We start from the raw sequence: 9,570 nt of genomic DNA on the forward strand, positions 1-9,570 counted from the left end.
CGACTTGGCTCGGGCGGAGGCGCTGGCCGCCGCGCTCGCCGGGCGCTGCGGCGTGCTCAAGGTGGGGCTGGAACTGTTCTGCGCCGCGGGCGCGCCGGCGGTCGCCGCGGTCGCCCGGCACGCGCCGGTCTTCCTCGACGTGAAGCTGCACGACATTCCGAACACGGTCGCGGGCGCTCTGCGGTCGCTGCTGCCGCTGCGCCCCGCCATGGTCACACTCCATGCCGGCGGCGGGCCGGCCATGGTCGCCGCGGCGCGGGACGCCGCCGAGCGCGCCGGCGCGGACCGCCCTCTGCTGCTCGCCGTCACGGTGCTGACCAGCATGGACGCGGCCGCACTCGCCGCGACCGGCGTGGCCGACAGCCCCGCCGCCCAGGTGCTGAGACTGGCCCGCATGGCGGTCACGGCTGGGGCGGATGGCCTGGTGTGCAGCCCGCAGGAAGCCGCGCTGCTGCGCTCCGAACTCGGCCCCGGCCCCGCTCTGGTGGTCCCCGGCGTCCGTCCGGCGGGCAGCGCCGCAGGCGACCAGGCGCGCACCGCGACACCGGCCGAGGCGGTCGCCGCAGGTGCCGACTGGATCGTGGTGGGCCGGCCGATCACCGGCGCGGCGGACCCTGCGGCTGCGGCGGCGTCCATTGCCGCGACCCTGCCGGGCTGAACCGATGACTGTCGAGGTGAAGATCTGCGGCATCCGCGATGCCGAAGGGCTCGACGCCGCCGCCGATGCGGGGGCGGACTTCATCGGCTTCGTCTTCTTCCCGCCCTCCCCGCGTGCGGTCACGCCGGCGCAGGCCGGGGTGCTGTCCGCGCTGCGCCCGGGCGGGCCGGTCCGCGTCGGCCTGTTCGTCGATGCGACGGATGGGGAGATCGAAGCCGTGCTCGCCGCCGTCCCGCTCGGCCTGATTCAGCTGCATGGAGAGGAGACGCCGGCCCGCGCGGCGGCCATCCGCGCCCGCTTCGGCCTGCCGGTGATGAAGGCGATCGGCGTCGCGGAGGAGGCGGATTTCGCCCCCGTCGCCGATTTCGCCCCGGTGGTCGACCGCTTTCTGTTCGATGCGCGCCCGCCGCCCGGCGGGCCGCTGCCGGGCGGCAACGCGCAGCCCTTCGAATGGCGGCTGATGGCCGGCCGGGCGGTACCGCGGCCCTGGCTGCTCGCCGGCGGGCTGACGCCGGGCAATGTGGCGGAGGCGATCCGCATCGCGGGCGCGCCGGGAGTCGATGTCTCCTCCGGCGTCGAACGGGCGCGCGGCATCAAGGATGCCCGGCTGGTGCGCGACTTCGTCGCCGCTGCGAAGGCTGTCTCGCGCGCCGGTTGACGAGGCCCCCGCCCGCGCCGCAGCGTGGCACGCCCAGGGAGGAACCACCGGATGACGCGCCTCGCCCCGCTGCTGATGCTCCTGCTGCTCGCGGCCTGCGGCGGCGGGCCGCGGCCCGATCCCTTCAACTATGTCGGCGCCGGCAACCAGCCCATGGTCGCCGAGCTGCACCTGCCGCCGGGGACGGAGCGGGTGCCGCTGATCGTCCTCTCCCACGACGTGCGGGGCAAGCGCGACGCGCATCTGCAGGCCTATGTCGATGCGCTGAAGGGCGCGGGGGCGGCGGTGCTGGTGCTGGACCATTACGGGCCGCGCAGCATCGACACCTCGCGCCCGGCGACCGAGCGCGCCTGGATCACGGCGGTGGATTTCGCGGCGGATGCCTATGGCGCGCTCGACCGCGCGGCGGAACATCCGCGCATCGACCGCCGCCGCGCCGGCCTGGTGGGCTTCGGGGAAGGCGGCGGCGGCGGGGCGCTGCTCGCGGCGCATCTCTGGGCGCAGCAGGGGCGGGGGGCGAATGCAGCGCGCTTCCTGGCCTTCGCGGCGGTGGCGCCGGAATGCGCCTATCGCGTCGGGAACCGCGACACCGGGCGCCGCCCGATCCGCATCATCGTGGGCGACCGCGACAACCGCACGGGCAAGGCATCCTGCGACGACCTCGCCTCCTACCTCCGCGCCGCGAGCGGGGATGTCACGGTCAGCACGATCCAGAACGCCCGGCACGGCTTCGACGATCCCCCCGGCCCGGTGCGCCCCGACGCGCAGGGGGAGAACATCACCCGCTGCGTCTGGCAGCAGGGCGGGGACGGGCTGTGGCGCGAGCGGACCTCGGGCGTCGCCGGTGCCTCCCTGTTCCGGATCGGAGCGAATGAGCAGACGATCGCCGCCTATCTGCGCAGCCGCGAAGCCTGCCGCAGCGTCGGCACGGAAACGCAGGGCGATGTCGCGCATCGCGGCCGCGCGGTCGGGGAAGTGGCGGGCCACATGCAGCAGCACGTGATCAACGCGCGGGTGCGCTGATCGACGGCGCGGCAGTTTCCTCGTTCGCGCCGTCCGCCGCGCTGGCGGAACGGCCGCGCGCCCGATCGACGGCCCCAGGCCGATCGCAGGAGGGTCCACCCTCATGCGACCGCATGACGCGCCGGCCTATGGCCGAGCCAGGGGCGATCCGCTAAACCCCCGGCTTTCCCGGACGTCCGAGAGAGCCCCTTGAACAAGCCCCTGCCCAATTCCTTCCGCCAGGGCCCCGATGCCCGCGGCCGCTTCGGCCAGTTCGGCGGGCGCTTCGTCGCCGAGACGCTGATGCCGCTGATCCTCGAGGTCGAGCAGGCCTATGAGGCAGCGAAGAAGGACACGGCCTTCCAGGCGGAATGGCGCCGCCTGCTGACGCATTACGTCGGCCGGCCGAGCCCGCTCTGGTACGCCGACCGGCTGACGACGCATCTGCGCGCCAAGGCGGCGCCGGGGATGGGTGCGAAGGTCTATTTCAAGCGCGACGAGCTGAACCACACCGGCGCGCACAAGATCAACGCTGTGCTCGGCCAGATCCTGCTGGCCAAGAAGATGGGCAAGACGCGCATCATCGCCGAGACGGGCGCCGGCCAGCACGGCGTCGCCACGGCGACGGCCTGCGCGCTGTTCGACCTGCCCTGCACCGTCTTCATGGGTGCTACGGACGTGGAGCGCCAGCAGCCCAATGTCTTCCGCATGAAGCTGCTGGGCGCGGAGGTGGTGCCGGTGACCTCCGGCGCCGCGACGCTCAAGGACGCGATGAACGAAGCGCTGCGCCACTGGGTCGCGCATGTGCACGACACCTACTACTGCATCGGCACGGTGGCGGGCCCGCACCCCTATCCGGCCATGGTGCGCGACTTCCAGTCCGTGATCGGGGAGGAGACGCGCGAGCAGATGATGGCCGCCGAGGGCCGCCTGCCGGATGCGCTGGTCGCCGCGATCGGCGGCGGATCGAACGCCATGGGGCTGTTCTATCCGTTCCTCGACGACGAATCGGTCGCGATGTACGGCGTCGAGGCCGCGGGCAAGGGCGTGGAGACGCATGAGCACGCCGCCTCGCTCACCAAGGGGCGTCCCGGCGTGCTGCACGGCAACCGCACCTACCTGTTGCAGGACGAGTTCGGCCAGATCCTGGAAGCGCATTCGATCAGCGCCGGCCTCGACTATCCGGGCGTCGGGCCGGAGCATTCCTGGCTGCACGAATTGGGCCGCGTGAACTACGTGCATGCGACCGATGACGAGGCGCTGTCCGCCTTCCAGCTCTGCTCGCGGCTGGAAGGCATCATCCCGGCGCTCGAGCCCGCCCATGCGCTGGCCTATGTGCTGCATCAGGCGCCGGCGATGCCGGCGGACAAGATCATCGTGATGAACATGTGCGGCCGCGGCGACAAGGACATCTTCACCGTCGCCCGACACCTGGGGGTGAAGCTGTGAGCCGCATCGCCACGCGCTTCGCCGCGCTGAAGGAACAGGGGCGCGGCGCGCTCGTCACCTTCCTCGAAGGCTACGACCCCGACCCGGCGACCTCCATGGCGATCCTGCACGGCCTGCCTGGCGCGGGTGCCGACGTTATCGAGATCGGCGTGCCCTTCACCGACCCGATGGCAGACGGTCCCTCGATCCAGAAGGGCGGGCTGCGCGCGCTGAAGTCGGGTGCCACGCTCGCCGGCGTGCTCGCCATGGTGCGCGACTTCCGCAAGGAGGATTCGGCGACGCCGATTGTGCTGATGGGCTACTACAACCCCGTCCTGTCCTACGGCGTGGATCGCTTCTGCACCGATGCGGCGGCGTCGGGCGTCGATGGCCTCATCATCGTGGACGTGCCGCCCGAGGAAGCGGACGAGGTGGAGCCGCAGGCCAAGGCGAACGGCCTCGACCTGATCCGCCTGGTCGCGCCGACGACGGACGATGCGCGCCTGCCGCGCGTGCTCGCGGCGACCTCGGGCTTCGTCTACTACGTCTCGATCACCGGCATCACCGGCACGCGCAGCGCGAGCACGGCCGACCTCGCCGCCGCCGTTCCGCGGCTGCGCCCGCACACCGACCTGCCGATCTGCATCGGCTTCGGCATCCGCACGCCGGAACAGGCGGCCGAAGCGGCGCGGCTGGCCGATGGCGCGGTGGTCGGCACCGCGCTTGTCGATACGCTCGCCGCCAGCCTGGACGAGCAAGGCCACGCGAAGCCCGACACGGTGCGCAAGGTGCTGGACCAGGTGCGCGCGCTGGCGGAAGCGGTGCACGGGGTGCGCAAGGCGGCATAGGCCGCCGCCCGTCCTCTCGGACGGAGGTGGTGGCCTGGACGCGCGGCCGCCGCCGTCACCCCGCCGCGGCGGAAAACCCGCGCAGCCGTTCCGCGATTACCTTCGCCACCGCCTCCACCGCCGCGCGGCGCGGGAAGGCGGCGCGCCAGGCGATGCGCACCGTGCGTGTCGCCCGCCGCTTCAGCGGCAGCAGCGTGATGCCCGCATCCTGCGCCGCGCCCGCTGCGAGTCCCGGGATCAGCGTCGTGCCGTAGCCGGCTGCGACCATGTTGATCAGCGTGGCGAGCGAGGAGGCGCGCAGCGATCCGCCCCGCGGGCCGGCAAGCCCGCAGGCAGCCAGCGCCTGGTCGCGCAGGCAGTGCCCGTCGGCCAGCACCAGTACGTCCGGGGCAAGATCCTCCTCCGCCACTCGCGCCCGGCCGCACAGCGCGTGCTCGGGCGGCAGGGCGGCGAGGAAAGGCTCGGTGAACAGCGGCTCGGTCGCAAGGTCGGCACCTTCGGGCTCGGTCGCAATCAGTGCGGCATCCAACTCATGCACCCGCAGCCTCTCCAGCAGCGCGCCGGTCACGTCCTCCCAAGGCTCGATCTCCAGCTGCGGCAAGGCCGCGCGCAGGGGGGCGAAGACCAGCGGCAGCAGGTAGGGGCCGAGGGTCGGGATCACGCCAAGGCGCAACGGCCCGCGCAGCGGGTCGGCGGTGGCGCGCGCGAGGACCGCCATCGCGTCCACCTCCGCCACCGCGATCCGGGCATGGGCGAGCAGCATCTCGCAAACCGGGGTCGGGACCACCTGCTTGCTGCTGCGCTCGAACAGCACGACGCCGAGCGTCTCCTCCAGGCGGCGCAGCTGGACCGAGAGCGTCGGCTGGGAGACGCGGCAGGCCTCCGCGGCGCGGCCGAAATGGCGGTGCTCGGCCAAGGCGAGCATGTAGCGAAGGTCGCGGAGGTTCATCGGTGACGCAACGATTGATTGGGCCTATCGGCTATCCCGAAACATGGGCACAGGCCGATCCTTCGTCCAGCCATGCCGGGCGGCTGGCCCCGGGGCCCGTCACCCCATATAACGCGCCGCGCCGGTGGTCCGGCGCCGCCGTGGGTGCCTCGCGCCCGCCGGCCATCGGGGGCGAGTGCCGTTCATGAACTGGATTTCCGACTGGGCCCTGCCGAAGATCTCAGGCCTGTTCAAGCGGGACGTGCCGGAGAACCTCTGGCACAAATGCCCCGCCTGCGAGCAGATGATCTTCCGCCGGGACCTCGAGACGGCGCTGCACGTCTGCCCGCATTGCGGCCACCACATGCGCATCTCGGCCGTGCGCCGGCTGGAATGCACGCTCGATTCCGGTTTCTCCCGCATCGAGTTGCCCCGCGCGCCGGCCGACCCGCTGCGCTTCCGCGACCAGCGCCGCTACACCGACCGGCTGAAGGAAGCGCAGGCCAAGTCCGCGATGGATGACGCGGTGGCTGTCGCGCATGGCACGATCGACGGGCAACGCGCCGTCGTCGCCGCCTTCGAATTCGCCTTCATGGGTGGGTCGATGGGCGCGGGGGTGGGGGAGGCGATCGTCACGGCCGCGAAGCTTGCCGTGCTCCAGGATGCGCCGCTGATCGTCTTCACCGCCTCGGGCGGGGCGCGCATGCAGGAAGGCGCGGTCTCGCTGATGCAGATGCCGCGCACCGTCATCGCGACGCGGCTCGTCAAGGAAGCCGGGCTGCCCTTCATCGTGGTGATGTGCGACCCGACGACGGGCGGCGTGACAGCGTCCTTCGCCATGCTGGGCGACATCCACATCGCCGAGCCCAACGCACTGATCGGCTTCGCCGGCGCGCGGGTGATCGAGCAGACGGTGCGGGAGAAGCTGCCCGAGGGCTTCCAGCGCGCGGAATACCTGCTCGAGCACGGCATCCTCGACATGGTGGTGAAGCGGGGCGAGATGCGCGCGACGCTCGCGCGGCTGATCGGGCTGTTGCGCACCCCGCTGGTCGAGGCGCCGGCCGAAGTGCCGCCGCCCGAGGCGGCGGACGACCTGCCCCAAGAGGCCGAAGCGACCCCGGCCAAGGCCTGACGCGCGTGTCCCGCGCCGAGGCGATCGTCGAGCGCCTGCACGCGCTCCATCCGAAGCTGATCGACCTCAGCCTCGGGCGGATGCATCGCGCGCTCGCGGCACTCGGCCACCCCGAGCGCCGCCTGCCGCCGGTGGTCCATGTCGCGGGCACGAACGGCAAGGGCTCGACCTGCGCCTTCCTGCGCGCGATCGGGGAAGCGGCGGGGCAGCGCGTCCATGTCTACACGTCGCCGCATCTGGTACGGTTCCATGAGCGCGTGCGCCTGGCGGGAACGCTCGTCTCCGACGCCATGCTGACCGCGGCGCTCGAGGAAGCGGAAGCCGCGAACGCCGGCGAGCCGATCACCGTCTTCGAGATCACGACCGCCGCCGCGCTGCTGCTGTTCAGCCGGGTGCCGGCGGAGATGCTGGTGCTGGAAGTCGGGCTCGGCGGGCGGCTCGACGCGACCAACGTGGTGGACCGTCCGGCGGCGACGGCGATCACGAGCCTGTCCATGGACCACATGGATTTCCTCGGTGACACGCTCGGCGCCATCGCCTTCGAGAAGGCCGGCATCATGAAGCCCGGCATCCCCTGCGCGACTGGCGCACATGACCCCGAGGCGGCAGGGATGCTCGCGCGCGTCGCGGCGGAGCAGGGCGCGAAGCTGCTCGTGCGCGAGCGGGACTGGCGCTGCGAGCCTGTGCCGGGCGGCCTGCGCTTCACCGATGCCCGCGGCGCGGTAGACCTGCCGCCGCCCGGCCTGCCGGGCCCGCACCAGGTGGAAAATGCCGGGATCGCCATCGCCGCGCTGCGCGCCTGGAACCCCGCCTGGCTGACGGAGGACGCCATCGCCCGCGGCGTCGCCGCCGCCGAATGGCCGGCGCGGCTGCAGCGCCTGTCGGGCCCGGTGGCCGATGCGCTGCCGCCGGGCTTCGAGCTCTGGCTCGATGGCGGGCACAATGCGGGGGCGGGCGTGGCGCTGGCGGCGCACCTTCCGGCCTGGGCGGACCGGCCGCTGCACCTGGTCGTCGGCATGAAGAAGGGCAAGGCGAGCGTGGATTTCCTCCGCCCGCTCATCCCCTTTGCCACGACGCTGACCGCGGTCGCAGAACCCGGGCAGCACCTCGCCATGCCGGTCGAGGACATCGTCACGGCGAGCGGTGGTGTCGCGCGCCCGGGGCCGACCGTGACGCAAGCGCTGGCACGCATCGGGCGCGAAGGTCCGCCCGGACGGGTGCTCATCTGCGGCAGCCTCTACCTCGCGGGCGAAGTGCTGAAGGCCTCAGCCGGCTGATTCGCCGCCCGGCCGCGGCACCTCCAGCACGGACAGCCGGTGCTGCGCCGTGTCCACCCTGCGGCGCATCTCGGCGCGCCAGGCGCGTTCGGCCGTCGCGGCATCGTGGAAGGGGCCGAAGCATGACGCGGTGCCGGGCTCGATCTCCTGCCTGGCGCTGTCGATGGAGACGCCGCCCCGGACGAACCAGAGTTTCCGCGCGGCCATGGCAGCCTCCTTCATCCGCGGTCCCGTCCTGCCGCGTCATGCCGCAACGCAGCGAGCGACGATGCGATTGTACGAGGGCGCAAGCGAACATATAGTGAACATTCTCTCCGGACGCCTGACCCATGGACCTTCGCCGCAAGCTCGAGATCCTCGCCGACGCCGCGAAATACGATGCCTCCTGCGCCTCCTCCGGCACGGAGCGCCGCGACTCGCGCAAGGGCGGCCTGGGCAGCACCGAAGGTAGCGGCATCTGCCACGCCTACGCCCCGGACGGGCGCTGCATCTCGCTGCTCAAGGTGCTGCTGACGAACGCCTGCGTCTTCGACTGCGCCTATTGCGTCAACCGGGCCTCCTCCAACGTCCCGCGCGCGCGCTTCACGGTGGAGGAGATCGTCGGCCTCACGCTGGACTTCTACCGCCGCAACTACATCGAGGGGCTGTTCCTGTCCTCCGGCATCATCCGCTCGCCCGACTACACGATGGAGCAGCTGGTGCGCGTCGCGCGGTCGCTGCGGGAGGATCACGGCTTCCACGGCTACATCCACCTCAAGACCATCCCCGATGCCGATCCCGCGCTGCTCGACGCCGCGGGGCGCTACGCCGACCGCCTGTCGATCAACGTGGAACTGCCCCAGCAGGCGAGCCTCAAGCGCCTCGCGCCCGAGAAGGACCTGCCCGGCATTCGCCGCGCCATGGGCCGCCTGACAATGTCGATCGAGGATGCGAAGGAGGCCCGCCGCACCGCCCGCCGCGCGAAGCCGCCGCGCTTCGCCCCCGCCGGGCAGAGCACACAGATGATCGTCGGCGCCGATGCCTCCGACGATGGCGCGATCCTCGGGCTGTCCACCACGCTCTATGCCGCGCACGGGCTGCGGCGCGTCTACTACTCCGCCTATTCGCCCATCCCCGACGCTGCGGCGCTGCTGCCGCCGGTACCGCCGCCGCTGGTGCGGGAGCACCGGCTGTACCAGGCGGACTGGCTGCTGCGCTTCTACGGTTTCTCCCTACCGGAAATCATGGCCAGCGGCACGGAGGGGATGCTCGACCTCGAGGCGGATCCCAAACTCGCATGGGCGCTGAAGAATCGGGACCGCTTCCCCGTCGATCTCAACCAGGCGCCGCGGGAGATGCTGCTGCGCGTACCGGGGCTCGGCACCAAGACCGTGGCGCGGCTGCTCGCGGCACGGCGGCACCGGACGCTGCGGATGGAAGACCTGGCGCGGCTGTCGCTGCCTGTCGCGAAGATCGGGCCTTTCGTCACGGCCGCGGGGCATGTGCCGCGCCTGCTGGACGCGGCGCGGCTACGGGAGAGCGTGGTGCCGCGCACGGCGTTCGGGCGGCCCGTACAGATGTCGCTGTTCGGATGAAGGGCGGGGGAGGGGAACCTCCCCCGCTCCCCCTCCCTTCTTTGAATACAAAGAAGGTTGAGGGG

The 9,570-nt window shown here is 72.1% G+C and carries 10 protein-coding genes; 8 read left to right on the forward strand and 2 right to left on the reverse strand.

The window, feature by feature from the left end; genetic code table 11:
• The 5 genes from pyrF to trpA form a co-directional block, all read left to right on the forward strand.
• The coding region (gene pyrF, locus HW577_RS14455) for an orotidine-5'-phosphate decarboxylase (RefSeq protein ID WP_198376845.1) at positions 1–658 on the forward strand (658 nt) is incomplete at its 5' end.
• A 4-nt stretch (positions 659–662) separates the two neighbouring features.
• Positions 663–1,316 carry a phosphoribosylanthranilate isomerase gene (locus HW577_RS14460; RefSeq protein ID WP_198376846.1) on the forward strand — a complete coding sequence of 218 codons (654 nt, stop codon included), beginning with the start codon at positions 663–665 and terminating at the stop codon, positions 1,314–1,316.
• Positions 1,317–1,367: 51 nt separating this feature from the next.
• Entirely contained in the window at positions 1,368–2,339 is a 972-nt protein-coding gene (locus tag HW577_RS14465; RefSeq protein WP_198376847.1) for a dienelactone hydrolase family protein, read from the forward strand.
• 189 nt (positions 2,340–2,528) lie between these two features.
• Complete coding sequence (gene trpB / locus HW577_RS14470; RefSeq protein ID WP_198376849.1) at positions 2,529–3,767, forward strand: tryptophan synthase subunit beta; 1,239 nt, start codon at positions 2,529–2,531, stop codon at positions 3,765–3,767.
• Entirely contained in the window at positions 3,764–4,594 is an 831-nt protein-coding gene (gene trpA / locus HW577_RS14475) for a tryptophan synthase subunit alpha (protein WP_198376850.1), read from the forward strand. The genes trpB and trpA overlap by 4 nt, the downstream gene beginning before the upstream one ends.
• Positions 4,595–4,649: 55 nt before the next feature.
• Here the strand turns inward: trpA and HW577_RS14480 are convergent, their stop codons facing one another.
• A complete protein-coding gene (locus tag HW577_RS14480) occupies positions 4,650–5,543 on the reverse strand; it encodes a LysR substrate-binding domain-containing protein (RefSeq protein ID WP_198376851.1) in 894 nt (297 codons plus the stop codon).
• A gap of 184 nt (positions 5,544–5,727) precedes the next feature.
• Between HW577_RS14480 and accD the strand changes: the two genes are divergently transcribed.
• Positions 5,728–6,654, forward strand: a complete 927-nt coding sequence (accD, locus tag HW577_RS14485) for an acetyl-CoA carboxylase, carboxyltransferase subunit beta (RefSeq protein WP_198376853.1) — start codon at positions 5,728–5,730, stop codon at positions 6,652–6,654.
• A 5-nt stretch (positions 6,655–6,659) separates the two neighbouring features.
• Positions 6,660–7,931: a bifunctional folylpolyglutamate synthase/dihydrofolate synthase gene (locus HW577_RS14490; RefSeq protein ID WP_332837711.1), complete on the forward strand. Its 1,272-nt coding sequence runs from the start codon at positions 6,660–6,662 to the stop codon at positions 7,929–7,931.
• On the opposite strand, the gene HW577_RS14495 is transcribed toward HW577_RS14490, so the two are convergent.
• The gene (locus HW577_RS14495; RefSeq protein WP_232474941.1) at positions 7,920–8,153 is read right to left on the reverse strand and encodes a DUF4170 domain-containing protein; all 234 of its coding nucleotides are present in this window, start codon (positions 8,151–8,153) and stop codon (positions 7,920–7,922) included. The two genes, HW577_RS14490 and HW577_RS14495, sit on opposite strands and share 12 nt — an antisense overlap.
• 107 nt (positions 8,154–8,260) lie before the next feature.
• On the opposite strand from HW577_RS14495, the gene HW577_RS14500 reads away from it, so the two are divergent.
• On the forward strand, positions 8,261–9,505 hold the full coding sequence (locus HW577_RS14500) for a putative DNA modification/repair radical SAM protein (RefSeq protein ID WP_198376855.1): 1,245 nt from the start codon (positions 8,261–8,263) through the stop codon (positions 9,503–9,505).
• The last annotated feature ends 65 nt before the right edge of the window (positions 9,506–9,570 follow it).

Origin of the sequence: Neoroseomonas rubea (genome assembly GCF_016106015.1) — a bacterium.
GTDB classification, from domain to species: domain Bacteria; phylum Pseudomonadota; class Alphaproteobacteria; order Acetobacterales; family Acetobacteraceae; genus Neoroseomonas; species Neoroseomonas rubea.